The organism is Wenxinia marina DSM 24838 (assembly GCF_000379485.1).
Lineage (GTDB): Bacteria > Pseudomonadota > Alphaproteobacteria > Rhodobacterales > Rhodobacteraceae > Wenxinia > Wenxinia marina.
Map to the genome: position 1 here is coordinate 43610 of NZ_KB902310.1, position 22992 is coordinate 66601.

Genomic DNA, 22992 nt, shown 5'->3' on the forward strand with positions numbered 1-22992 from the left:
TCTCCTATCCGATCATGGAGTTGGGCAGGATCAGCGTGATTGCCGGGAAGGCGACGAGGATCAGCAGCGTCAGCAGCATCGCCAGCCAGAACGGCGCGACTCCGCGGAAGATGGTGCCCAGCGGCACCTTCGGCGCGACCGACTTCACGATGAAGACGTTCACCCCCACGGGTGGCGATATCAGCCCCATCTCCAGCGTCAGCACGACGAGGACGCCGAACCAGATCGGGTCGATGCCCAGCTGCTGCACGATCGGAAAGAAGATCGGCATCGACAGGACGAGCATCGCGAAGCCTTCGAGGAAGCACCCCATTACGAGGTATGCGGCCAGCATCAGCAGGAGGATGCCGACGGTCGGCAGGTCCAGCCCGGCGAGGAACATCCCCAGCTCGGTCGGGATGCGGCTGAGCGCGAGGAACGGGATCAGCATGTAGGCGCCGATCAGGATCAGCATGACGGTCGCGGTGGTGACGACCGACGACTTCGTCGCTTCCCAGAAGGCGCGCAGGCTGAGGGTGCGGCTGATCAGGCCGAGGATGATGACGAAGCCGGCGCCGACCGCCGACGCCTCGACCGGCGAGAAGAAGCCGCCGTAGATGCCGCCGATGGTCAGCAGGATGATGCCCACGATCGGCGCGGCGCCGAAGATCGCGCGCCGCTTCTCGGCCCAGGTCGTCTCCGGGCCGGCGGGGCCGAGGGCGGGGTTGAGGCGGCACTGCACCCAGACGGTCAGGCAGAACATCGTCAGGAGCAGCAGGCCCGGCAGCACGCCGGCGAGGAACAGGCGGCCGATGCTCTCCTGCGCGAGGATGGCGTAGATGACGAAGCCGGTGGAGGGCGGGATCAGGATGCCGAGCGTGCCGCCCGCGGCGACGACCCCGGTGCTGAGGCGGGGGTCGTAGCCGAACCGGTCCATCTGCGCGAGGCTGACCTTGCCCATCGTCAGGGCGGAGGCAACGGACGAGCCCGACAGGGCCGCGAAGCCGCCGCAGCCGATGACGGTCGCCGAGGCAAGGCCGCCGCGGACCCGGCCGATCAGCGCGTAGGCGGCGTCGTAGAGGCGGCGGGACATGCCCGTCTCGGTCGCGACGTTGCCCATCAGGATGAAGAGCGGCACCACCACCAGCTCGCCCATCGAGGCGAGGGTGAAGCTGTCCGCGGCGAGGTTCGACAGGGCTGCGGCCGGCGAGTTCAGCAGCGACTGACCGACGAAGCCGACGGCGAACATCGACAGGGCCACCGGCACCCGGAACGCGAGCAGCAGGAACAAGGCCGCCATGCCCCAGAGGCCGAGCGCGAAGGGGGTCACAGCGGGTCGTCCTCCAGTCCGTGGCGGCCGGGCCAGCCGCGGCCGGCGATGAGAGAGGCGGCGCGGATCAGCATGCCGAGGGCGGTGATCAGCGACATCACGATGACCGCATACTGGAACCAGGCCTTCGGCAGGCGGATGATGTTCGTCGACAGGTTGAGCATCCGACTGAGGGCCGCGCTGTCCCACATCGTCCAGGCGATCCCGAGGAACACGGCCGCCCCCAGCAGCGCCGAGAACACGTCGCCGGCCCGGTTCAGCCAGGCGGGGAACGACCGCTCCAGGATATCGACCGAGATGTGCCCGCCGACGCGGTCGCACAGCGCCATGCCGCCGAACACGATGAGGACGAGCGTCATGGTCGAGAGGTCCTGCGCACCGCGGAGCGGGGCGCCGAAGTAGCGCCCCGTCACGTCGATCAGGATCACGATCACCTCGACGATGAGCCCGAGCGTGCCGATGAGGGCGGAGAGGGCGATCAGCCTCTCCGCCACACGGTCGAGCCGTGCGAGCACTTACATGCCCTGCATCGTGTCGAGGACCATCTGCCCTTCATCGACCGAACCGACGATCTGCTCGGTCACCGGCAGGGTCAGTTCGCCGAAGGCCGCGGCCTCCTCGTCGGACAGGTAGTAGACGTCGTTGTCGCCGGTCGCCTCGAGCGCGTCGAGCGTCTCCAGCGCGCGGGCGTTCCAGCCTTCCTCGGCGCTCTGCGACAGCGCGCGGCCGGCGATGGAGTCGAGCGCGGTCCGCTCGGCCTCGGGAAGCGCGTTGTACCGCGCCTCGTTCATCACGAGGTAGAAGCTGATGCGGCCCAGCGGCGCGCCGATGGTGTAGCTGTTCGCCACCTCGTCGAGGCGGAAGTCCGCGACGGCCGAGGCGCCGGTGACGACGCCGTCGATCAGCCCGGTCTGCAGCGCGTTGTAGATCTCGCCCGCGGGCATCTGCACCGGCGTCGCGCCCAGCGCCTCGATCGTGGCGGCGGCGGCCGAGCCGGAGACGCGGATCTTCAGGCCCTGCAGGTCCTCGGGCGTGCGGACGTCGATGTCCTTCATGATGAAGATGTTCGGCTCGGACAGCCACAGCGCCAGCGGCACGGTGCCCGGGAACTCGTCGGCCAGCTGGCCCGCCTCGTAGGCGTTCCAGATCAGGTCGTAGCCGTTCATCCCCTCGGGCAGGGCGCCCGGCAGCTCGGACAGCATGGTCCGCGGGAACTGCGAGGAAGTATAGCCCTGCAGGCCCCAGGTGATGTCGGCGACGCCCTGCACGGCGCGGATGTACTGCTCCAGCGGGCCGGCGCCCAGCTCGCCGCCGGGATAGACCTCGATCTCGAGGCCGGAGCCTTCGACGGCCGCCTGCAGCGGCTCGATCGTGGACGAGGTGAGGACGTGCTGCGGCGGCACCCAGTGGGCCAGCTTCAGCGTCTCGGCCATCGCGGGGCCGGCCAGAAGGGCGGCAGCGGTCGCGGTCGCCGCCAGGCGGCGGAGCATCGGTGTCATGACAATTTCCTCCCGTGGGCGCCCGGTCGTTGCCGGACATTGCTGGTGACGGTAGGCCCCGAAGGGCCTGCCGTTCAATTCATTTGTGCGGCCCGGGCCATAAGCCCGGGCTATGGCGACCTCAGCGGCGGGTGCGCCAGCTGTCGGCGTAGCTGGTCCGCGCCTCGGCCGCGTAGGGCGTCGGCGACACGCGCACGCGGATCGTCGTCTGCTCGTGCGGCTCGGTCGAGGTCTTCTTGGTGGTCTCGGGCTCGCCCCACTTCATCGTCAGGACGTCGCCCTCGTTGACCGAGGTATCGACCACGCCGAGGGACAGCATGCAGCGCTCGTTCCAGGAATAGCCGTTGAACATCGACATGCCGACCATCGTGCCGTCCTCGGTCTCCACCCGGTCGGCGGAGGACGAGGCGTAGTTCGGCTGCGGGAAGTCGATCCACTTGAACGGCGTGCCCTTCTCGAAGCCGGAGGCGATGACCTTGAGGACATCGTCGCGGTTCCACTCGAAGGTGACCTTCTTGCGCTTGGCGCCCTCGGCCTTGATCTTCTCCAGCGCGGCCTTGCCGACGAAGTCGTCCTTCTTCCAGCCGATGTAGAAGTCGTAGCCCAGCTCGAACGGGTTGACGTAGTAGTCCTCGATGTTCTCGCTGACGTAGGAGCCGCCGATCGCGCCCGCAGCCTCGTAGCTGTCGGCGCCCAGCCACTGGCGGTAGTCGGCGAGCATGCCGTCGCCGGTGTAGATGCCGGGCAGCGGCGAGGGAATCCAGCCCGATTCCAGCGTGTTGGTCGAGTAGGCGCGGCTGCCGCACTGGACGAGGTTCACGCCGGCATCCTTGGCCGCCTGCATGATGACGCTGTGGACGTAGTGCTTGTCGGCGTAGGGGCCCCAGATCTCCAGGCCCGGCGCGCCGGACATGCCGTGGCGCAGCGCCTGCACCTTCTTGGAGCCGACGTTGATCCAGTCGACGTGGAAGAACTTGATGTCCGGGATCGGGCCGCCGTTCATCTTTTCGAAGATCTTCGGCGCTTCCGGCCCCTGGATCTGGTAGCGGTAGTGCTCGCGCAGGACGCGCTCGCCCTCGGGACGGCTGGGGGAGCGGGGGTCGTGGCGGATGCGCACGTTCCACTTGCCCCAGGCGGCGCAGAACATCAGCCAGTTCGACGTCGGCGCGCGGCCGACGAGGATGTACTTCTGCTCGCTCTCGCGAAAGATGATGTGGTCGCCGATCACGTGGCCGGCGGGGGTGACGGGCACGAAGTGCTTCGCCCGGTTCAGCTCGAAGTTCGAGAAGCTGTTGATGCCGTGGTAGCTGAGGAACTCGGTCGCCTGCGGACCCTCGACGATCAGCTCGTCCATGTGGTGCGACTGGTCGAACAGCACCGCGCTCTCGCGCCAGGCGGCCTGCTCGTTGCGCCAGTTCTGGAATTCGGGCGCCACGACCGGGTACACGTACATCCCGATCTGCGAATTGCGCAGCATCTCGACGGTGTTGCCGTGCGCGTCGATCTTGTCCTGAAGGCTTGTGGGGGCCATCGCTCGTCGTCTCCTCCCTTGGGGTGAATGTATACATTCATAGGGCGGGAGGCGGATTGCGCAAGGCGCAATCGGCAGCCGTCAGCCGACGATCATCGCCATGCCCGGCAGCGGCGCGCCGGGCTGCCAGCCGGCGTCCAGCGCCGCCTCGAGGTTGCCGCGGGCGATCTGCGCATGCTCGCGTGCGATCGCCTCGGCGCGCGTGCCCTCGCGCCCGGCGATCGCGCTCACCAGCGCCCAGTGCTGCGCCTGCCCGACGATGAGGGAGCGCGCCTCGGTCGCGCGGTCGCCGGTGCGGAACACGAAGGCCGAGGGCGAGGCGAAGGGCAGGGAGCGGACGCGGGCGAGTTCGCGGGCGATGACGTCGCTGCCTGCGAGGCGGCCCAGCGCCTCGTGGAAGGCGTGGTTCTGTTCGCTGTAGATGCCGAATGTCTGCGCGGTCATGCCGTCGGCGAACGCGGCGTCGATCCGGGCGAGCCCGTCGCGCAGCCGCGCCAGCTCGTCCTCCGGCGCCCCGCGCTCTGCCGCGCGGCGGGCGGCGGTGCCCTCCAGCACGCCGCGCAGCTCCACCGCGTCGAGCGCATCGCGCAGGGTGAAGGACCGCACCTCGAATCCGCCGCCGCGGGCGCGGACGAGCAGCCCCTCCTCGGCCAGCCGCGACATCGCCTCGCGCACCGGCGTGCGCGAGATGGCGAGATCGTCGGCCAGCGCCACCTCCGTCAGCCGGGTGCCTCCCGGCAGCTCGCCGGAGACGATGCGCCGGCGCAGCGCGTAGGCCGCGCGCTGGGTCTGGGTGCTGCCGTGGGCGGGGTCCATGGGGGCAGAATGTATACATGAGGCGCGCGAGGCAAGGGAGTTCACCCCGGCAGCGCCGCCCGGATCGCCAGCGCCACCAGTCCCAGCGCCGCCACGCTCGCGGCCCAGATCGCCGCGAACCACAGGACGCGCCGGACACCCGTCCTCAATGGTAGCCCTCCTCGGGGTCCACCTTGCCGCGGAACACCCAGTAGGCGTAGGCGGTGTAGGCGAGGATGATGGGGATCAGGACCGCCGCCCCGACCAGCGCGAACCACAGCGAGGATTCGGGCGCCGCCGCCTCCTCGATGGTGAGCGAGGGCGGGACGATCATCGGATAGAAGCTGATCCCGATCCCGATGAAGCTGATCACGAATAGCCCCAGCGACGCCAGGAACGGCGTCCCGTCCCGCCCGCCCGACAGCCCCCGGAACAGCGCCAGCGCGCAGCCGAGAAGCAGCACGGGCACCAGCACCGTGAACAGGCTCCCGGGGAGCGAGAACCAGCGGCGGAAATACTCCGGCTCCTGGAACGGCGTGGCGAGGCTGACGAGGCCGATGAAGCCGAGCGTCCCGACCGCCAGCGGCCAGGCATAGCGCCGCATCCGGTCGTTCAGCGGGCCGTCCGTCTTCATCACCAGCCACGTCGCGCCGAGGAGGGCGTAGCCCGTCACCAGCGCCACTCCGGTCAGGACCGAGAACCACGACAGCCAATCCCACCAGCCGCCCGCGTAGCCGCGGCCCTCGATCTCGATCCCGCGCACCAGCGCCCCCAGCGCGATGCCCTGGCACAGCGTCGCCACCAGCGAGCCGCCGAAGAACGCCGCGTCCCAGATGTGCCGCCGGTGGACCGGCGCCCGCCAGCGGTACTCGAACGCCACGCCACGAAAGACGAGGCCGAGGAGCATGAGCAGGATCGGCATGTAGAGCGCCGGCATGACCACGGCGTAGGCCAGCGGGAACACCGCGAAGAGGCCCCCGCCGCCGAGGATCAGCCACGTCTCGTTGCCGTCCCAGACCGGCGCGACGGAGTTCATCATCACGTCCCGCTCGCGGTCGTCCTCTGCGAAGGGGAAGAGGATGCCGAGGCCGAGGTCGAACCCGTCCAGGATCACGTAGACCAGCACGGCGAAGGCGATCAGCCCGGCCCAGATGAAGGCGAGAAGCTCGTGCTCCATGTCCTCAACCCTCCTGCGGCGCGTCGAGCCGCTCTTCCGTCGGTCCCGGCGTGATGCCGGCGGTCCGGATCGGCCCGTCCCGCAGGCCCAGCTTCGCCGTGGCGGCAGGCTTGTTCATCATCCGCAGGATGAACAGCGTGCCGGCCCCGAAGACGAAGAAGTAGACGATGACGAATGCCGCGAGCGAGGCGCCGACCGCCGGCGCGTCGATCGGCGACAGCGACTCGGACGTCCGCATCAGGCCGTAGACGGTGTAGGGCTGCCGCCCCACCTCGGTCGTGATCCAGCCGGCGAGGACGGCGACGAATCCGGCCGGCCCCATCGCCACCGCGACCCGGTGCAGCAGGCGGTCGTCATAGAGGCGGCCGCGCCAGCGGCTCAGCAGGCTCCACGCGCCGACGCCCAGCATCAGGAAGCCGAGGCCCACCATGACGCGGAACGAGAAGAAGACGATGGTGACCGGCGGCTCCTCGTCGTCCGGGATCGTGTCGAGCCCGGCGAGGGGGGCGTCCCAGGAATGTTCGAGGATCAGCGAGGAGAGGCCCGGGATCTCGACGGCGTAGTCGATGCGCTTCTCCTCGGGGTTGGGGATGCCGAAGAGGATCAGCGGCGCGCCGTCCGGGTGGCTGTCGTAGTGGCCCTCCATCGCCATCACCTTCTGCGGCTGATGCTCCAGCGTGTTCAGCCCGTGCATGTCGCCCGCGACGATCTGCAAGGGGGTCACCAGCGCCGCCATCCACATCGCCATCGAGAACATCCGCCGCGCCTCGCCGTCCGTGCGGTTGCGGATCAGGTGCAGCGCCCCCACCGCGCCCACCACGAAGGCGGTCGTGAGGTACGCGGCGAGGACCATGTGGACGAGGCGGTAGGGGAAGGACGGGTTGAAGATGATCGCCCACCAGTCCTGAGGCACGAACTGCCCGACCTCGTTGATCGCGTAGCCCGCGGGCGTGTGCATCCACGAATTCACCGCCAGGATCCACGTGGCCGACGCCAGCGTGCCGAACGCCACCATCGCGGTCGCGACCATGTGCAGCCCGTCGCCGACCCGCGTGCGGCCGAACAGCATGATGCCGAGGAACCCGGCCTCGAGGAAGAAGGCCGACAGCACCTCGTAGGCCATGAGCGGGCCGATCACCGGCCCCGCCCGGTCCGAGAAGACCGACCAGTTGGTGCCGAACTGGTAGGACATGACGAGGCCCGAGACGACGCCCATGCCGAAGGCGACGGCGAAGATCTTCTTCCAGTAGTCGAACAGGTGCAGGTAGGTCCGGTCCCTCGTTCGCAGCCACAGCGCGTTGAGGACGGCGAGGAAGCTGGCCAGCCCGATCGAGAAGGCGGGAAAGATGATGTGGAACGACACGGTGAAGGCGAACTGCACCCGCGCCAGGATTTCCGCGCTGTAGCCTGCGAGCATGTCGTCCGCTCCCCTTCCGCTTCCCTTAGCATAGTTAAGGGGCGGGCGGGCCCGGAGAATGCGGCGCCGCGCCGCGCCATGTGGACATGGGGCCGCGGCCGGGGCATTTAGTTTCCGGGGAAACAAGGGGGGCCCTTCCATGCGCACGCAGGTCTGCATCATCGGCGGCGGCCCGTCGGGCCTTCTGCTGTCCCAGCTCCTGCACCGGCAGGGGATCGACAGCGTCGTGCTGGAGCGCAAGACGAAGGACTACGTCCTGTCGCGCATCCGCGCCGGCGTGCTGGAGAGCGGCCTCGTCGACCTGATGCGCGAGGCGGGCGTCGCGGACCGGCTGGACGCCGAGGGCTACGTCCACGATGGCACGGTCATCTCCACCGGCGACGAGGAGATCCGCGTCGACTTTCGCGAGCTGACGGGGCGGACGGTGGTGGTCTATGGCCAGACCGAGGTGACCCGCGACCTCTACGCCGCGCGCGAGGCGGCGGGCGGGGCGATCCTCTACGAGGCCGAGGATGTGACGATCCACGACGCGGACGGCGAGGCGCCCTACGTCACGCTTCGCACGCCGGCCGGCGAAGTGCGGATCGATTGCGACTTCGTCGCCGGCTGCGACGGCTTCCACGGCGTGTCGCGCAAGGCGATCCCCGAGGAGAAGCGGCGGGAGTTCGAGAAGGTCTATCCGTTCGGCTGGCTCGGCATCCTCAGCGAGACGCCGCCGGTCCATGACGAGCTGATCTACGCCACCTCCGACAGCGGCTTCGCCCTCTGCTCGATGCGCAACGCGCATCTGTCGCGCTACTACGTGCAGGTGCCGATGGAGGACCGGGTCGAGAACTGGTCCGACGACGCCTTCTGGGACGAGCTGCGCCGCCGCATCCCCGCGCCCGTCGCCGAGCGGCTGGTGACCGGCCCGTCGATCGAGAAGTCGATCGCGCCGCTCCGGTCCTTCGTCTGCGAGCCGATGCGCTGGGGCCGCCTGTTCCTGTGCGGCGACGCCGCCCACATCGTCCCGCCCACCGGGGCAAAGGGGCTGAACACCGCGGCGTCGGACGTGCACTACCTGTATCACGCGCTGGTGCGGCACTACCGGGACGGCGACGATGCCGGGATCGAAGGCTATTCCGCACAGGCGCTGCTGCGCGTCTGGAAGGCCGAGCGCTTTTCCTGGTGGATGACGACGCTGCTGCACCACTTCCCGGGGCAGAGCGCCTTCGACCGCCGCATGCAGCAGGCGGAGCTCGCGTTCCTGCGCGACGACCGCGCCGCGCAGGAGGCGATGGCGCGGAACTACGTGGGGCTGCCGTACTAGGGCCCTCGGCCCCTGGAATGCCCGTCCCGGGCCTGCCCCGGGACCCCGATCGACCGAGCCGCTCCGTTTCATCGGGGCCCCGGCTCAAGGCCGGGGCGGGGACACAAGGGTGGGCGGCGTTTCAGCCGGGTCCAGTTCGGACGACCCCGCTCGCAGGACCAAGGCGATGCGGCGCCTCATCGAAGGCCCGTCCCGGGCCTGCCCCGGGACCTCGATCGACCGAGCCGCTCCGTTTCATCGGGGCCCCGGCTCAAGGCCGGGGCGGGAGCGCAAGTGGGGGCGGCGTTTCAGCCGGTTTCAGTTCGGACGACCCCGCTCGCAGGACCAGGGCGATGCGGCGCCCTATCGAACGCCCGTCCCGGGCCTGCCCCGGGACCTCGATTGACCGCGCCGCTCCGTTTCATCGGGGCCCCGGCTCAAGGCCGGGGCGGGGGCGCAAGGGAGGGCGGCGTCTGCCCGGGTCCAGTTCGGGCGACCCCGCTCGCCGGAGCAAGGCGATGCGGCGCCTTATCGAACGCCCGTCCCGGGCCTGTCCCGGGACCTCGATCGACCGCGCCGCTCCGTTTCATCGGGGCCCCGGCTCAAGGCCGGGGCGGGGGCGCAAGGGAGGGCGGCGTCTGCCCGGGTCCAGTTCGGGCGACCCCGCTCGCCGGAGCAAGCGATGCGGCGCCTTATCGAACGCCCGTCCCGGGCCTGCCCCGGGACCTCGACGCAAATGTGGCACTCCGTTCCCGCGGGGCCCCGGCTCAAGGCCGGGGCGGGTTCTTTCAGATCGGACGGGGTCGGGGCCCCACGCCCGCCGCGTCACGCCGCCGGCAGCGGCGCGCCTTCGTCCAGCTCCGGCGACCCGGCTCGCAGGGCCTCCACCCGGTGCCAGACATCCTTCGGCAGGTCGCCCTTCCACACGCCGGTGAGCGCGTAGCGCAGGCGCGGGGTGGCGTCGGCCTCCATCGCGTCCAGCGCCACGACCCCGTGGTGCGTCAGCAGGTCCTCCAGCGGTCCGGCCGCCAGCGACGCCACCTCCTCCGGCGTGGTCAGCAGCGCCAGCACGGCGCGGATCGCCTCCAGCGCCTGCGCGGGGCGTTCGCGCACCAGCTCCTCCATGACGAGCCAGGTCCAGAATTCGGCATGCCCCGCGCCCTCGTCCCTTGCCGCGGCGGCGACGAACTCCGCGTGCCGCTCGGCGAACCGCGCCATCGGCAAGTCTCCGTCGGGCAGGGCATGGGGCGGCAGCTGCGTTGCCTCGGCGACCAGCTCGCGCGGGATCGAACTCACGTCATCATCTCCTTCGTCGCCGTCAGGCGGATCTCGGGATGGTCGCGCTCGATCCGGTCGATGTCCCATTGCAGGCGCGTGAGGTAGACGAGGTCGCCGTCGTTGTCGTGGGCGATGTGCTGCTTGTTGGCGGCGGCGAAGGCTTCGACCTTGTCCTTCGGCCCGGCAACCCAGCGGGCCGACTTGAACTGCGAGGGCTCCAGCCGGACCGGCAGGCCGTATTCCAGCTCGATCCGGCTCGCCAGCACCTCGAACTGCAGCTGCCCCACGACGCCGACCACGAAGCCCGAGCCGATGGCGGGCTTGAATACCTTCGCCGCGCCCTCCTCGGCGAACTGCATCAGCGCCTTCTCCAGGTGCTTGGCCTTCATCGGGTCCCCCGCGCGAGCCGTCTGCAGCAGCTCGGGCGCGAAGGACGGTATGCCGGTGACGCGGATCGCCTCGCCCTCGGTCAGGGTGTCGCCGATGCGCAGCTGGCCGTGGTTCGGGATGCCGATGATGTCGCCGGCCCACGCCTCCTCCGCCAGCTCGCGGTCGGCGGCGAGGAAGAGGACGGGATTCGTCACGGCAAGCTGCTTCTTGGCGCGGACGTGGGTCAGCTTCATCCCGCGCTCGAAATGGCCGGAGGCCAGCCGCACGAAGGCGACGCGGTCGCGGTGCTTGGGGTCCATGTTGGCCTGCACCTTGAAGACGAAGCCGGCGACCGTCTCCTCCTCGGGCGCGATCTGCCGCGGCTCGGCCGATTGGGGCTGCGGCTCGGGGGCGTAGGCGCCGATCCCCTCCATCAGCTCCTTCACGCCGAAGGAGTTGATCGCGCTGCCGAACCAGATCGGCGTCATCGTCCCCTCCAGCACCCGGGCGGGGTCGAGGGGCGGCAGGAGCTCGCGCGCCATCTCGACCTCCTCGCGCAGCTTCTCCAGCAGAGCGGGCGGCACGTGCTGCTCCATCTTCGGATCGTCCAGCCCGGCGATCCGTACCGTCTCGGCCACGCGGTTGCGGTCGGCGCGGTCCATCAGCTCCAGCCGGTCGTGCAGCAGGTCGTAGCAGCCGAGGAAGTCGCGCCCGACGCCGATCGGCCAGCTGGCGGGCGTCACGTCGATGGCGAGGTTCTCCTGGATCTCGTCGATGATCTCGAACGTGTCCCGGCTCTCGCGGTCCATCTTGTTGCAGAAGGTCAGGATCGGCAGGTCGCGCAGGCGGCAGACCTCGAACAGCTTCTGCGTCTGGCTCTCCACCCCCTTGGCGCCGTCGATCACCATCACGGCGGCGTCCACGGCGGTCAGCGTGCGGTAGGTGTCCTCGGAGAAGTCCGAGTGGCCGGGCGTGTCCACGAGGTTGAAGCGGAAGGTGTTGCCCGCGCCCTTGAAGTCGAACGACATGGCGGAGGCCGAGACCGAGATGCCGCGGTCCTTCTCCATCTGCATGAAGTCCGACCGGGTGCGCCGCGCCTCGCCCTTGGCGCGGACCTGGCCGGCCATCTGGATCGCGCCGCCGAACAGCAGGAACTTCTCGGTCAGCGTGGTCTTGCCCGCGTCCGGGTGACTGATGATCGCGAAGGTCCGGCGGCGCGCGATCTCGAGCGGCAGGGCGGGGCGGTTGGTCGGGGCGGCGGTCTGGCTCATGGGTGCGGACATAAGAGGGGGCGCGGCGGGGCGCAATCGCGGCCGCGCCCTCGCCGGCACGTGGCGGAATGGACGCAGGCCTCGACATTCGCGGCCGGCTGCATCGCGGCAGGTGCGCGGATCATGCGCCGACCCTTACGCAGATGAACGACCTGTCCCTGATTCTCAACGGATGGTCATGATGTTGCGCGGTTCTCTCCTTCTTTCCTCCGTCCTCGCCCTTGCGGCCTGCGGCAGCAGCGGCTCCTCGGACGCACCGACCCCGCCGACCCCCGGCGAAGCCTTCGACGCGGCCGTCCGGCAGGCCGCCGACATGGCCGATCCTGCCTCCCTCGGCATGCCGACCTTCGCGTCGAACCGGCCGGACACCGGCGCGGCGGTCTTCGAGGGACCGGCGCTGATCACGATGAATGACGGCGCGCGCGAGCCGGCCTTCGCGGGATCGGCCGAGATCCGCGCCGACTTCGCGACGTCGACCGTCAGCGGGGTGATGACCGACTTCCTCTTCGCGGCCGACACCGACGACACCGGCGCGGCCGGCCCCGTCATCCCGGCCGCGGGCAACCTGACGGTCGGCCCAGGCGCCATCGTCTCTGTCCCGCGGGGGCCCGGAATGGCCCGGGGTCTGGGAAGCGACAACCTCGTCACCGGGGTCCTCGTCGCCGGCGGCGACAGCTACCGATTCAACCAGACGGTCGAGGGCGTGTTCTTCGGGAATCCCGACCCGCGCAGCGTCGTCATGTCCGGCGACGGGGTCGTCGGCGTCGGCACCGACAGCCTCGACTCCTCGATTCTCGTCGTCGCCGACTAACCTCTTCCGAAGCGACGGGCCGGGTGCGCGGGGAACATGCGCCCGGCCGGGACGTTTTCCGGACGTCACAGCCCGGAGGTGAGAGCCATGGCCAAGAACCACGGTCCGCAGATCAAGAACGACGAGGCCTACGAGTCGATGCGCGACGACGGCATGCCCAAGGAGAAGGCCGCCCGCATCGCCAACGCGCAGGCCAACCCCGACCAGCATCCCGGCCAAAAGGGCGGCAAGGCGCCGTCCTACGAGGAATGGTCGAAGGACGACCTCTACGGGCGGGCGCAGGAGCTCGACATCGAGGGGCGGTCGGACATGACGAAGGACGAGCTGATCGAGGCGCTGCGGAAATAGGCCGCGGCGGAGGGTCCGCGCCCCTGTCTGCGCAGGATGGGTTTCTTACCCGTCTGCGCCTAACTGGCCGACGCCCTCCGCAGGAGCGCCGCCGCGTCCCCTCTCGACAGCAGCTGTTCCGCCACCTCGTAGCCCATGTGCGCGCGAAAGCGGTGCGCGCGTTGGGACTCAGGGGGCAGAGCGACGCGCGTGCGGGGATCGACCAGCAGGCTCTCGGCCGCGATTCCCTCGGCATAAACGATCTGGTGCTCGTCGAAGAGCAGCTGGAAGTAATCCACGAACCCGCCCGTCCGCTGGTACACGCTGGTCCCGTTCACGAGGTGCCGCGCCTTCACGAGGACTTCGGAGCGGCCGGCGCCCAGCCGGTCCTCGCGCTGCCAGACGAATATCCGGTGATCCGGTGCGACCACCAGGTCGCCTTCGTTGTGCAGGGCGCCGGCGGCGATGACCACGGGCGCGAACTCGCCCACCGCGCGCAGGGTCTGCTGCCCGACCCACCGCACCGGCTGCGCCCCGTCGTCGCGGGTGAGGATGCGGTCGCCCGCCCGCAACTCCTCCACCGGCCGCAGCTCGCCCGAGGCGAGCGCAATGCGGGTGCCCCGGGTGAAGGAGCCGCAGGCGATCTCGGCCATCCGCGTCGTCGCGGCGCCGCGGTCGATGCCGACCAGACGGTAGTCGTGCTTCTCGGTCAGCGGCGCCAGCGGCAGGAGGTGGATGTCCGCGACCGCGCCATCCTCCACCTCGACCAGCACGAGCGCCTCGAGGGTGGAGCCGTCGCGGGCCATGAAGGTCAGGCAGGAATCGAGATGGACGATCCGCCCCGGCTCTCCCCGTTTCGAGGCCGCGGCGATCACCAAGCAGCCCGGCGCCTCGGTCCCCCTCAGAACCAGCGTGCCCGTCGGCGAGTCCGCCCGCAGCTGGTAGACGTCGTCCATCACCAGCTCGTCCGCGAACGAGACGGGTTCGCCCAGGGCGACGCCTTCGGTGACGACCACGTCCTCGCCGGGATGGACTGCGAAGGCCTGTTCGGCCAGTGTCTCGCTCGGATCGGTCATGGGCCCCGGGATGACTCCTGAATGCGGCCTGAGTTCGGCATGGACGGAAAGGAGACGACGGATGGACCTCGGGATCAAGGGCCGGCGCGCGCTGGTCACGGCGGCGTCGAAGGGGCTGGGCCGCGGCTGCGCCGAGGCGCTGGCGGACGCCGGTGTGGCGCTGACGATCAACGCCCGGACCGAAGGCCCGCTGATGGAGGCGGCCGAGTCGCTGCGGACCCGCGGTGTCGACGTGACGGCGGTCGCCGCCGACATCACGACCGAGGACGGCCGCAAGCGGGTGCTGGACGCGGCGGGCGACATCGACATCCTGGTCACCAACGCCGGCGGCCCGCCGCCCGGCATGTGGTCGGACTGGGACCGGGATGATTTCATCCGCGCCCTCGACGCCAACATGCTGACGCCCATCGCGCTGATGAAGGCGTGCCTGCCGGGGATGATCGACCGGGGCTGGGGCCGGGTCGTGAACATCACATCGCAGTCGGTGAAGGCGCCGGTGCCGGTCCTCGGCCTGTCGAACTCGGCCCGCGCGGGGCTGACCGGCTATGTCGCCGGGACGGCACGGCAGGTCGCGCCGCACGGCGTGTGCATCAACAACATGCTGCCCGGCATCCACGCCACCGACCGTGCGGATTCGCTCGACAAGGGCGTCTCGGAATCCGAGGGCATCCCGATCAACGAGGCCCGCGAGAAGCGGATGCAGACGATTCCCGCCCGCCGCTACGGCAGCGCGGCGGAGTTCGGCGCGATGTGCGCCTTTCTCTGCTCGGAGCATTCCGGCTTCATCGTCGCCCAGAACATCCTGATCGACGGCGGCGCCACGAACGTCACGCTGTGAGGCTGATCTATTTCAGCCACCCCGAGGTAGTGATCGACCCGGCGGTGCCGGTGCCCGACTGGTCCCTGACCGCGCCCGGTCGGGCGCGGCTCGCGCCGCTGGTGGCCCTGGGCTGGCCCGGCGACGGCGTGAGGATCGTCGCCAGCCCCGAGCGCAAGGCGCAGGAGACTGCGGCGGCGCTCGGCCGGCCGTTCGTGACCGATCCGGAGACCGGCGAGATCGACCGCTCCTCCACCGGCTACCTGCCCGCGGCCGAGCACGAGCGGCAGGCCGACCTGTTGTTCGCGCATCCGCAGGACAGCGCGAACGGGTGGGAGCGGGCGGTGGACGCGCAGGCCCGCATGGTCGCCGCGCTGGCGCGGCACGGGGCAGGGGGCGACCTTCTGTTCGTCGGTCACGGCGCCGTCGGCACGCTCCTGTGGTGCCACGTCTCGGGGCGGCCGATCGCCCGGGCCGAGGACCAGCCGCGCGGCGGCTGCGTCTGGATGGCCGAAGGGGACCAGGGCGGATGGCGGCCCCTCCATCCCTGGCGGCCGGTGGAGGCGCTGGACTGAGCCGGCACCCGCCCGGCCGGCTGCCAGCCGGTCAGCCCAGCCGGACGCCCTTGCGCCCCGCGAGGTCGGTGAAGAACTGCCACGCGACGCGCCCCGACCGGGCGCCGCGGGTGGCCTGCCACTCGATCGCCTCGGCCCGCATCTCCTCCTCGCCCACGTCGACGCCGTAGGCGTCGCAGTAGCCGCGGATCATCGCGAGGTAGTCGTCCTGGTCGCACGGGTGGAAGCCCAGCCACAGGCCGAACCGGTCGGAGAGCGAGACCTTCTCCTCCACCGCCTCGCTCGGCGAGATCGCGGTGGAGCGTTCGTTCTCGATCATGTCCCGCGGCATCAGGTGCCGCCGGTTCGAGGTGGCGTAGAGGATGACGTTGTCCGGCCGCCCCTCGATCCCGCCGTCGAGGACGGCCTTGAGGCTCTTGTAGTGCGCGTCGTCGTGACTGAACGACAGGTCGTCGCAGAACAGGACGAAGCGCTGCGGCGCCGGCCGCAGCAGGGCGAGGCAGCGGCCGATGCTGGCGAGATCCTCGCGCTGGATCTCGATGATCTTCAGCTCTTCGTGCTCGACATTCACCGCGCCGTGCACCGCCTTGACGAGACTGGACTTTCCCATTCCCCGCGCCCCCCAGAGGAGGGCGTTGTTCGCGGGCAGCCCCTCGGCGAAGCGGCGGGTGTTGGCGAGCAGCGTGTCCCGCGCCCGATCGACGCCGACGAGGAGGTCGACGTCGATCCGGTTCACGCGCCGCACCGGAGCCAGCCGGTCCGGCTCGGGGTGCCAGACGAAGGCGGGGGCCGAGGTGAAGTCCGGCGCCGCCCCTTCGGGCGGGCTCATCCGCTCGAGCGCGGCGGCAATCCTCTCGAGCGGCTCGCTCACGTACGCGGCTCGTCCTCGGCGAGGTCCGCTTCTTCCTCGTCGTCGACCCACAGGCCCTGTTCGCGCAGCTCGGCCTCGCGCTTGCGCTCTACCCGGGCGACCAGGAAGATCGACACCTCGTAGAGGCCGTAGACGACGGTGAAGAGGATCACCTGGCTGATGATGTCGGGCGGCGTCGCGAGGGCGGCGACGACGAGGATGCCGACGACGGCGTACTTGCGCACCGACCGCAGGCCCGCGGCGCTGACCAGCCCCGCCTTGCCCATGAGCGTCAGCAGGACAGGCAGCTGGAAGCACAGGCCGAAGGCGACGATGAACTTGATCGTGAGACCCAGGTAGGCCTGCGCCGATCCCTGGAAGGCGATGCCCGCCACGGCCGTCTCGGCCTCGGGGCCCTCCAGGAGACTGCCCGGCTGCTGGAAGCCCAGGAAGAAGTCGAAGGCCAGCGGCGTGATGACGTAGTAGGCGAACGCCGCGCCGAGAAAGAACATCACCGGCGAGGCGATCAGGAACGGCAGGAACGCGTTCTTCTCCTGCCGGTACAGCCCCGGCGCCACGAAACGCCACATCTGGTAGGAGATGATCGGGAACGACAGGACCAGCCCGCCCAGAAGCGAGATGTTGATCGCGACGAAGAAGCCTTCCTGCAGCGCGATCAGGATCAGGCCGCAATCCTCGCGCCCCTCCTCGGCCAGCGCCTGGCAGAGCGGACGGGTCAGGAAGTCGAAGATCGGGTTCCAGACGGTGAAGCAGATCACCATCCCCACCACGAAGGCGAGCAGGGAGTAGATCAGCCGGGTCCGAAGCTCGGCCAGATGCTCGATCAGCGGGGCCGAGCTGTCCTCGATGTCGTCCTGCACGGTGCTCACGGCTGGCTACCCGACTTCGTCGTCTCCTCGGACGCGGGCTGCGGCGCGGGCGCGCTGTCCGGGGCGGGGGCCGCCGGGTCGACCACCGGTCCGTCCGCCGTCGCGGGGCCGGGATCGGGCTGCGCCGCCTCGGCCTCGCGGGCGCGGCGTTCGGCGGCGACGCGGGCGGCGTTGTCGCGGATCTTGGCCGACGCCTCGGCCCGCTCCTTGGTCATCCGCTCGGTGGCGCCGCCGGGCTTCAGCCCGGAGGAGAAGTCGCTCGCCTCGCGCAGCTTCTGCACGCCGAAGGATTTCGGGTTGGCCGCCGCGCGCAGCGTCTTCTGCACGTCCTTGACGCCCGACTCGTCGGCCGCCGCCTCCATCGCGCGGGTGAACTCGCGCGCCATGCCGCGCGCCTTGCCCATGAACTGGCCGGCCGTGCGGAACAGGCCGGGCAGGTCCTTGGGCCCGACGACGATCAGGGCCACGATGCCGATCAGGAGCAGCTCGCTCCAGCCGAGGTCGAACATGATTGCCTCGCGGGGACGGCGTCAGGCGCGGTCGCGCTGTTCCTCGGGGGTGACGTCGCGGGCGTTGGTCGCCGACGCTTCCTCGATCTCGTTCTTGCCGTCCTCGACGCCGCGCTTGAAGGCGGTGATGCCCTTGCCGACCTCGCCCATCAGCGACGAAATCTTGCCGCGGCCGAACAGGACCAGCACCACGACGGCGATGAGGAGAAGGCCGGGAAGGCCGATGTTGTTCAGCATGTCCTTGGCTCCCTTTCGGACGGCTTCACGTGGCGCGGGGCGCCGGGTCGGGACGGTGATAGCCGACGCGGGGGGCGGGGCGAAAGGGCGGATCGGGCGTCCGGGCCGCCCGCGGAGGCGTCGGGAGGCGATTTCGGAATGTGGAAGGCCAACTGCCATTTATCGGACAGGAGCGCCGTGATAGGCTCCGGCATGGCCAGCCGGTCCGACACCGCCGCCCGCCGCGAGGCGATCCTGCGCCTCATGCGCGACGGACGCCTGTGGCGCGCCGCCGACCTCGCCCGGCGGCTCGGCGTCAGCGAGCGGACGATCTGGCGCGACATGGAGCGGCTGACGGCGGCCGGGCTGCCGGTCGCCGGCGTCCGCGGCCTCGGCTACGTCGCGACGGCCGAGGTGGCGCTGCCGGCGATGCACCTGACGGCGCTGGAGATGGAGGCGCTGTCGACTGCCCTCGCCTCGCTCGCCGATACCGGGGGAGAGCTGGGCGCAGCGGCGTCGGGTCTGCTGGCGCGGATCGGCGCCGAGGGGGCCGAGGCGCGGGGCCTGGGGGCGGCGCCGCTGGCCCGCGAGGCGGGCGCCCTGCCGCACCTCGCCCCGGCACGGGCCGCGATTCGGGCGCGGCAGGTGCTGCGGGTGACGCTGGACGGGGAGACGGCCGAGGTGCGGCCGCTCCGGCTCGACTACTGGGGCGGCCTCTGGGCGCTGATCGCGTGGAGCGAGACGGCGGGGGATTTCACGGAGGTGCCGCTGCATCGGGTCGAGGCGCTGGCGCCGCTGCCGCGGCTGTTCGCGGAGGAGGCGGACAAGGGGCTGGAGGCGTACCTGTCGCGGCCGGCGTGAGAGTGTCCGCGGGATCCCCACCCCCGAGCTCGCCCTTGGGCCTCGCGGAGAGAGGGCGCCGCCGGGGCCGGCGAGGTCCCGGGTCGAGCCCGGGACGGGATGCCCTTGCGTCTACGGGCCGCGCGGAAGGCCCGGGCACCGGCCGTCCGCCGCTGCAACGGCACCGGCGGGGGCGGACCCGGCTACCGCCGCACCGGGAACACGAAGCACCGGTCGCGGCGGATCATCAGCCACAGCGGCGTGCCCACGCGCGGCAGGAACACCGACGGCACCTCGGCCTTCAGGATCGAGCCGTCGAACTCCATGCGGAACTCCACCAGGCTGACAGAGCCCATGAACCGTGCCCGCTCCACCACGCCGCGGGCGGGGGTGCCCTCGATGGCGGTGGGGTTGGGGCCGCGGCCCTGGCGGTCGAAGTCGATCCGCAGGTGCTGGGGCCTGATGACGATCTCGACCTCGGTGCCGTCGGGCACGCCGGGGGCGAGGAACTGGCCGAACGGCGTCTCGGTCAGCGCACCGCGCACGGTGCCGCGGATCACGTTGATGTCGCTGAAGAACGCCGCCGCCTCGCGGTCCACGGGGGCGTTGTAGATGTTGTAGGGCGCGCCGCGCTGGACGATCCGGCCGTCGCGCATCAACGCGATCTCGTCGGCCATGCGCATCGCCTCGGCCGGCTCGTGGGTGACGAGGACGACGGCGGCGCCGGCCTCCTTCAGCACCGCCAGCGTCTCGTCCCGGATGCCGTCGCGCAGGCGCTCGTCGAGGCCCGAGAAGGGCTCGTCCATCAGCATGATCCGCGGCCGCGGCGCCAGCGCGCGCGCCAGCGCGACGCGCTGCTGCTCTCCCCCCGACAGTTCGTGCGGATACTTCGCCGCGAAGCGGGTCATGCCGACGCGGGCGAGCATCTCGTCCACCCGCGCCGCCACCTCGGACCGGCCGCCGGCGAGGCCGAAGCCGACGTTGCGGGCGACGTCGAGGTGGGGGAACAGCGCGAAATCCTGGAACATCAGGCCGATGCCGCGGCCTTCCGGCGGGACGTGCCCGTCCGCGCCGTGCAGGACGCGGCCGTCGGCGCGGATCTCGCCGGCCTCCGGCGTCTCGACGCCGGCGATCATCCGCAGCGTCGTGGACTTGCCGCAGCCGGAGGGGCCGAGAAGGCACGTCACCTGCCCGGCCGGGACCTGCAGCGACACGTCGTCCACGACGCGCCGCCCGGCGAAGGACCGGACGAGGCCATGGACCTCCAGGCGCGGAGACTCGCTCACCGGGACGGCAGATCCCGGCCGGCGGGAGGGAACGCGGTGCGACGCATCAGGGCAGGTACTCGGTCGGGTCGCGGCTCTCCATTCCGCGGCGCACCTCGAAGTGGAGGAAGGCCGGGTTGCCCGCCCGCACCGCGCCGATCTGCTGGCCGCGGCTGACGCGGTCGCCGCGGGCGACGCTCAGGTTGTCGAGGTGGGTGTAGACCGTCAGCAGGTCGCCGTCGTGACGGATCACGACGATGTCGATCCCCTCGGTGTTGGTGGTGATCGCGGCGACCGTGCCGGCATCGGCGGCCCGGACCGGCGCTCCGGCCGACGCGCCGATGTCGATGCCCTCGTTCCGCCCGGCGGCGTAGTCGCGGATGATCGAGCCGGCGGCCGGCATCACCATCTGCGCCTCGCGCGTCTCGGTCTGCTGCGCGCCGAGATCGGGAGAGGGGACGGCAGGCGCCGGCGGCTCGGCGGCGGGCGCGGGGGTCGTCGCGGTGCCGGAGGGGGCGGGCGCGGCGGCGGGTTCCACCCGTTCGTCCGGCAGCGGGACCACGGCCGAGGGCGGGACCGGCGTGACCGATCCGGCGCCGGGCTCGGGCTGGGCCACCTCGACCGGCAGGTCGGCCGCCGGGGTGCCGCCACGGGGAATCAGCAGTTGCTGCCCCTCGCGGATCGCGAGGTCCGGGCCGAGGCCGTTCCATTCGGCGATGGTGCGCACCGGGACGCCGTACCGCCGCGCGAGGATGTAGGCGGTCTCGCCGCGCTGGACCTGGTGGCGGATCGGCTCGGCCCCCGCGGGCGGCGCGAAGGGCTGCCCCGAGGCGGCGGGCGCGGCGGCCGCCGGCTGCGCCGGTGCGGCGCGGTCGATCGCGGCCGAGGCGAGTTCGGTCACGTTGACCGCCGGCGCGGCGGTGGGGGCGGTCGCCGGGGCGGGCGCCGCGACCGGCGTGACGGCGCCGGGCACCCGGTCGGGCAGGGCGATGATCTCGTCCCGGCGCAGCACCGTGTCCGGCTGCACGCCGTTGTATTCGGCCACCCGCTGGGGATCGAGGCCGAGCCGGCCGGCGATGGAGGTGACGGTGTCGTCGCGGCGGGCGACGACGACCTGGTAGTTCGGGTAGGTGATGACGCCGCGTTCGTCCGGCCGCGGCCGGTTCGCCGCCTCGGCCGCCGCGGTCGCGGTGGTGAACCCGTCCGCGCGCGACCGCAGGTCGAGGTCCATGGGACCGCCGTTGCAGGCCGACAGGGTCAGCGCCGCGAGCGGGATCGCCAGCCGCGCCGTACCAAGGGTAATCCGGGGGCCGAAGGCCGGAAGTTGCCGCATCGATGTCACCACTCGCCTGTCGGCCGGTCTTGGCGCCGGCCTGTCTGTCGTCCGTTCCCGCGCGGGGTCAGTCCTCGCCCACGCCCTCGACCAGGGGCACGAACCGGACGGCGCGCAGCTCCTCGTACTCGTACCCCGTCTCGTGACGGGTCACGCGGATCAGGCTCTGCACCGCGTCGGACTGGCCCACCGGCAGCACCATGATACCCCCGACGCGCAGCTGGGCCAAGAGAGGCGACGGCGCGTCCTCGGCCGCCGCGGTCACGAGGATACGGTCGAACGGTGCCTGCTCGGGCAGGCCGAAGCTGCCGTCGGCGGTGATCGCCGTCACGTTGGGGATACCCAACTCCTCGATCACCGCGCGGGCGGCCACGACGAGGCGGCGGTAGCGGTCCAGCGTGTAGACCCGCCGCGCCAGCTGCGCGAGGATCACCGCCTGGTAGCCCGCGCCGGTGCCGACCTCGAGGACCTTGTCCCGCGGATTGATCTGCAGCGCCTGGGTCATCAGCCCCACGATGGACGGCTGGCTGATCGTCTGGCCGCAGGCGATCGGCAGCGGCATGTCCTCGTAGGCGCGCTCGGCGAAGAGGCCCTTCACGAAGGCCCGGCGGTCGATCTTCTCCATCGCCGACAGGACGCGCGCGTCCGTCACCCCGCGCGAGCGCAGCGCGTAGAGGAACTGCATCTTGCGCTCGGCCTCGTCGGTCACGTCAGCCTCTCGGCCAGCGGGGCGAGAAGGTCGTGGGCGGTCAGGTCGCAGCGCATCGGCGTGACCGCGATATAGCGGTCGAGCGCGGCGGTGACGTCGCTGTCCTCGCCCGCGGTCACATCCTGCCGGCCGCTCCTGACCCAGAGGAATCGTCGGCCCGAGGGCGACATGTGCGGCTCGGTCTGCATGCCGCCGCCGGCCCGCGCGCCCTGCGGGGCGACGCGCCGGCCGGCGACCTCGGCGGCGCGGACGGGCGGGAAGTTGACGTTGTAGAAGATGCCGTAGGGGCCGTCGGCGGCGAGGCCGGCGGCGAGGATGTCCCGGACCACGGCCGCCCCATGCGCGGCCGCGGCCTCGAACGGGTCGTCGAGGGCCGAGTTGCCGGGGCCGTAGTACTGCGACAGCGCAATGGCGGGCAGGCCCTTGAGCGCCGCCTCCATCGCGCCGCCCACGGTGCCGGAATAGAGGACGTTCTCGCCGGCGTTGTTGCCCCGGTTCACGCCCGACAGGACGAGGTCGGGCAGCGCGTCCGCCATGATGTCGCCCACGGCGGCGAGGACGCAGTCCGCTGGGCTGCCCTCGGCGACCCAGCGGCGCGGGGCCAGCTCGGCGATCATGGTGGGGTGGGTGTAGCTGATGGCGTGGGCGACGCCCGACTGCTCGAACGCCGGGGCGACGGTCCAGACCTCGCCGCCGGGGCCCGCGACCTCGGCCGCGATCCTCTCCATCACCTCGAGGCCGGGGGCGTTGATCCCGTCGTCGTTGGTGATGAGTATGCGCATCTCGCCCCCTCGGCCCACGGTTCTTCCTAAGCCGGGGCGCCGCCGGACGGAAGGGCCG

The 22992-nt window shown here is 71.1% G+C and carries 25 protein-coding genes; 6 read left to right on the top strand and 19 right to left on the bottom strand.

The window, feature by feature from the left end; all coding sequences use genetic code 11:
* Nucleotides 1-4: 4 nt before the first annotated feature.
* The 8 genes from A37W_RS0114930 to A37W_RS0114965 form a co-directional block, all read right to left on the bottom strand.
* Nucleotides 5-1309 (bottom strand): TRAP transporter large permease, encoded by a 1305-nt coding sequence (locus A37W_RS0114930; protein WP_018303841.1) that lies wholly within the window; start codon nt 1307-1309, stop codon nt 5-7.
* Nucleotides 1306-1824 carry a TRAP transporter small permease gene (locus A37W_RS0114935; RefSeq protein WP_018303842.1) on the bottom strand — a complete coding sequence of 173 codons (519 nt, stop codon included), beginning with the start codon at nt 1822-1824 and terminating at the stop codon, nt 1306-1308. The genes A37W_RS0114930 and A37W_RS0114935 overlap by 4 nt, the downstream gene beginning before the upstream one ends.
* Entirely contained in the window at nt 1825-2808 is a 984-nt protein-coding gene (locus A37W_RS0114940; protein WP_018303843.1) for a TRAP transporter substrate-binding protein, read from the bottom strand.
* Nucleotides 2809-2929: 121 nt separating this feature from the next.
* Entirely contained in the window at nt 2930-4339 is a 1410-nt protein-coding gene (gene ligM, locus A37W_RS0114945) for a vanillate/3-O-methylgallate O-demethylase (RefSeq protein WP_018303844.1), read from the bottom strand.
* An 81-nt stretch (nt 4340-4420) separates the two neighbouring features.
* Nucleotides 4421-5155 (bottom strand): GntR family transcriptional regulator, encoded by a 735-nt coding sequence (locus tag A37W_RS0114950; protein ID WP_018303845.1) that lies wholly within the window; start codon nt 5153-5155, stop codon nt 4421-4423.
* A 41-nt stretch (nt 5156-5196) separates the two neighbouring features.
* Nucleotides 5197-5304 (bottom strand): DUF2474 family protein, encoded by a 108-nt coding sequence (locus tag A37W_RS23440; RefSeq protein WP_018303846.1) that lies wholly within the window; start codon nt 5302-5304, stop codon nt 5197-5199.
* The gene (gene cydB, locus A37W_RS0114960) at nt 5301-6311 is read right to left on the bottom strand and encodes a cytochrome d ubiquinol oxidase subunit II (RefSeq protein WP_018303847.1); all 1011 of its coding nucleotides are present in this window, start codon (nt 6309-6311) and stop codon (nt 5301-5303) included. Before cydB ends, A37W_RS23440 begins: the two co-directional genes overlap by 4 nt.
* 4 nt (nt 6312-6315) lie before the next feature.
* Nucleotides 6316-7728, bottom strand: coding sequence for a cytochrome ubiquinol oxidase subunit I (locus A37W_RS0114965; protein ID WP_018303848.1), 1413 nt, complete (start codon nt 7726-7728; stop codon nt 6316-6318).
* A 139-nt stretch (nt 7729-7867) separates the two neighbouring features.
* Here A37W_RS0114965 and pobA point away from each other — a divergent pair, with 139 nt between their 5' ends.
* Entirely contained in the window at nt 7868-9037 is a 1170-nt protein-coding gene (gene pobA / locus A37W_RS0114970) for a 4-hydroxybenzoate 3-monooxygenase (RefSeq protein WP_018303849.1), read from the top strand.
* Nucleotides 9038-9841: 804 nt separating this feature from the next.
* Here pobA and A37W_RS0114975 read toward each other — a convergent pair.
* Together A37W_RS0114975 and A37W_RS0114980 are read right to left on the bottom strand one after the other, a co-directional pair.
* Complete coding sequence (locus A37W_RS0114975) at nt 9842-10312, bottom strand: DUF6869 domain-containing protein (protein ID WP_018303850.1); 471 nt, start codon at nt 10310-10312, stop codon at nt 9842-9844.
* The gene (locus tag A37W_RS0114980; RefSeq protein WP_026198524.1) at nt 10309-11934 is read right to left on the bottom strand and encodes a peptide chain release factor 3; all 1626 of its coding nucleotides are present in this window, start codon (nt 11932-11934) and stop codon (nt 10309-10311) included. Before A37W_RS0114980 ends, A37W_RS0114975 begins: the two co-directional genes overlap by 4 nt.
* A gap of 178 nt (nt 11935-12112) precedes the next feature.
* Here A37W_RS0114980 and A37W_RS0114985 point away from each other — a divergent pair, with 178 nt between their 5' ends.
* Complete coding sequence (locus A37W_RS0114985) at nt 12113-12745, top strand: hypothetical protein (protein ID WP_156169410.1); 633 nt, start codon at nt 12113-12115, stop codon at nt 12743-12745.
* An 87-nt stretch (nt 12746-12832) separates the two neighbouring features.
* The gene (locus A37W_RS0114990) at nt 12833-13093 is read left to right on the top strand and encodes a DUF7218 family protein (protein ID WP_018303853.1); all 261 of its coding nucleotides are present in this window, start codon (nt 12833-12835) and stop codon (nt 13091-13093) included.
* 59 nt (nt 13094-13152) lie between these two features.
* On the opposite strand, the gene A37W_RS0114995 is transcribed toward A37W_RS0114990, so the two are convergent.
* On the bottom strand, nt 13153-14148 hold the full coding sequence (locus A37W_RS0114995) for a Hint domain-containing protein (protein ID WP_018303854.1): 996 nt from the start codon (nt 14146-14148) through the stop codon (nt 13153-13155).
* 61 nt (nt 14149-14209) lie between these two features.
* Here A37W_RS0114995 and A37W_RS0115000 point away from each other — a divergent pair, with 61 nt between their 5' ends.
* A complete protein-coding gene (locus A37W_RS0115000; protein WP_018303855.1) occupies nt 14210-14986 on the top strand; it encodes an SDR family oxidoreductase in 777 nt (258 codons plus the stop codon).
* The gene (locus A37W_RS0115005; RefSeq protein WP_018303856.1) at nt 14983-15540 is read left to right on the top strand and encodes a histidine phosphatase family protein; all 558 of its coding nucleotides are present in this window, start codon (nt 14983-14985) and stop codon (nt 15538-15540) included. The genes A37W_RS0115000 and A37W_RS0115005 overlap by 4 nt, the downstream gene beginning before the upstream one ends.
* Nucleotides 15541-15571: 31 nt before the next feature.
* Here the strand turns inward: A37W_RS0115005 and A37W_RS0115010 are convergent, their stop codons facing one another.
* From A37W_RS0115010 to A37W_RS0115025, 4 genes are read right to left on the bottom strand one after another with little or no spacing between them, the layout of a single operon-like run.
* A complete protein-coding gene (locus tag A37W_RS0115010) occupies nt 15572-16411 on the bottom strand; it encodes an ATP-binding protein (protein ID WP_018303857.1) in 840 nt (279 codons plus the stop codon).
* Nucleotides 16408-17280, bottom strand: a complete 873-nt coding sequence (tatC, locus tag A37W_RS0115015) for a twin-arginine translocase subunit TatC (protein WP_018303858.1) — start codon at nt 17278-17280, stop codon at nt 16408-16410. The genes A37W_RS0115010 and tatC overlap by 4 nt, the downstream gene beginning before the upstream one ends.
* Entirely contained in the window at nt 17277-17789 is a 513-nt protein-coding gene (gene tatB, locus A37W_RS0115020; RefSeq protein WP_018303859.1) for a Sec-independent protein translocase protein TatB, read from the bottom strand. The genes tatC and tatB overlap by 4 nt, the downstream gene beginning before the upstream one ends.
* A 21-nt stretch (nt 17790-17810) precedes the next feature.
* Nucleotides 17811-18026: a twin-arginine translocase TatA/TatE family subunit gene (locus tag A37W_RS0115025; RefSeq protein WP_018303860.1), complete on the bottom strand. Its 216-nt coding sequence runs from the start codon at nt 18024-18026 to the stop codon at nt 17811-17813.
* Between the two features lie 192 nt (nt 18027-18218).
* Here A37W_RS0115025 and A37W_RS0115030 point away from each other — a divergent pair, with 192 nt between their 5' ends.
* Nucleotides 18219-18866: a helix-turn-helix transcriptional regulator gene (locus A37W_RS0115030; RefSeq protein ID WP_018303861.1), complete on the top strand. Its 648-nt coding sequence runs from the start codon at nt 18219-18221 to the stop codon at nt 18864-18866.
* 182 nt (nt 18867-19048) lie between these two features.
* Here A37W_RS0115030 and A37W_RS0115035 read toward each other — a convergent pair whose 3' ends face one another.
* The 4 genes from A37W_RS0115035 to surE form a co-directional block, all read right to left on the bottom strand.
* Nucleotides 19049-20131, bottom strand: coding sequence for an ABC transporter ATP-binding protein (locus A37W_RS0115035; RefSeq protein WP_018303862.1), 1083 nt, complete (start codon nt 20129-20131; stop codon nt 19049-19051).
* Nucleotides 20132-20177: 46 nt separating this feature from the next.
* Nucleotides 20178-21443 (bottom strand): M23 family metallopeptidase, encoded by a 1266-nt coding sequence (locus A37W_RS0115040; protein ID WP_018303863.1) that lies wholly within the window; start codon nt 21441-21443, stop codon nt 20178-20180.
* 67 nt (nt 21444-21510) lie between these two features.
* A complete protein-coding gene (locus A37W_RS0115045; RefSeq protein WP_018303864.1) occupies nt 21511-22152 on the bottom strand; it encodes a protein-L-isoaspartate(D-aspartate) O-methyltransferase in 642 nt (213 codons plus the stop codon).
* A complete protein-coding gene (gene surE, locus A37W_RS0115050; RefSeq protein WP_018303865.1) occupies nt 22149-22934 on the bottom strand; it encodes a 5'/3'-nucleotidase SurE in 786 nt (261 codons plus the stop codon). The genes A37W_RS0115045 and surE overlap by 4 nt, the downstream gene beginning before the upstream one ends.
* Nucleotides 22935-22992 lie beyond the last annotated feature (58 nt).